1 protein-coding gene is annotated in these 1,187 nt (G+C 54.7%); it reads left to right on the top strand.

Translation table 11 applies throughout. The features are described 5' to 3' along the window. The first annotated feature begins 79 nt into the window (after positions 1-79). Positions 80-1,171 carry an IS630 family transposase gene (locus tag ACP7CJ_RS28815; RefSeq protein ID WP_034114923.1) on the top strand — a complete coding sequence of 364 codons (1,092 nt, stop codon included), beginning with the start codon at positions 80-82 and terminating at the stop codon, positions 1,169-1,171. The last annotated feature ends 16 nt before the right edge of the window (positions 1,172-1,187 follow it).

Consider the following 1,187-nt stretch of genomic DNA (forward strand, 5'->3'; position numbering starts at 1 on the left):
CTAGTGGACTGAGCGGTTAATTCATTTATCTAATGGTAACGATATACTGTGCGTCCAATGTCATGGATTGGTTATGCGCATGGCCCGACCGACTTCCCCCTTCGCTTTAATGCCTTCCGATCTCATCGCCCTGCAAGGTTGGTTGCGTATGAGTACGCTGGAACAGAGCCTCGCCCAGAGAGCGCGCATCCTGCTTCTACTGGCTGACGGATTGACGCCCAAGGCCGTCAGCGAGCAGTTGCAGGTCACGCCGCCGACGGTATTCAAGTGGCGAAAACGTTATCTAGAGGCGGGAATCGAAGGGTTGAGCGATCTGCCGCGCAGCGGCCAGCCACTCAAACTTGGGCCCGATAAAATCAACGAAATCCTGACACTGACCACCCGGCGTGTACCCCAGGAAGCCACTCACTGGAGCGTCCGTTTGATGGCCAAGTATGCGCGGGTTACCACGTGGCAGGTGCGGCAGGTCTGGGCCGCTTCCGACCTCAAACCCCATCGTCTGAAGACCTTCAAAATCAGCAACGATCCTCATTTCGCCGACAAGGTAGTCGACGTGGTCGGGCTCTATCTGAACCCACCGGATAACGCCCTGGTGTTGTCGGTTGACGAGAAAACCCAGATCCAGGCGTTGGATCGCACCCAACCGATGCTGCCGCTACGCCCAGGTCAAGTTGAACGCCGGACGCATGATTACAAGCGCCATGGTACGGCGAGTCTGTACGCGGCTTTCGACATCCTGACCGGCCAAGTAATCGGACGGATTACCCAGCGCCATCGAGCCAAGGAGTTTCTGGCTTTTCTGCAACAGATTGAACGCAGCACGCCAGCCGGACTGGATCTGCATGTGATTCTAGATAACAGTTCGACCCACAAAACGGCTGCAATCAAGCAGTGGCTGGAAAAGCATCCGCGTTTCAAATTGCACTTCACACCAACCAGCGCGTCTTGGCTGAACGCCGTGGAAGGCTGGTTTGCACAACTGGAAAGACGAGCGCTATACCGGGGTGCCTTCACCAGCGTCGCCGACCTAAAGGTGGCTATCCGTCAATTTATCGAGGCTCATAATGAGCATTCAGCCAAGCCGTTCAAGTGGAATAAAACGGCTGAGGCCATCATTAGCTCGGTACATAAAGCGAAGCTGAGTGTGATAAAAAATAAATTAATGGATTAACCGCTCAGGCCACTAG

The sequence above is a fragment of the Pseudomonas sp. PSPC3-2 genome (assembly GCF_049897085.1).
Lineage (GTDB): Bacteria > Pseudomonadota > Gammaproteobacteria > Pseudomonadales > Pseudomonadaceae > Aquipseudomonas > Aquipseudomonas paraveronii.

Bases quoted from the DNA above. Each gene is read 5' to 3' on its own strand.
- ACP7CJ_RS28815 (WP_034114923.1), top strand. From the start codon at position 80: ATGGCCCGACCGACTTCCCCCTTCGCTTTAATGCCTTCCGATCTCATC.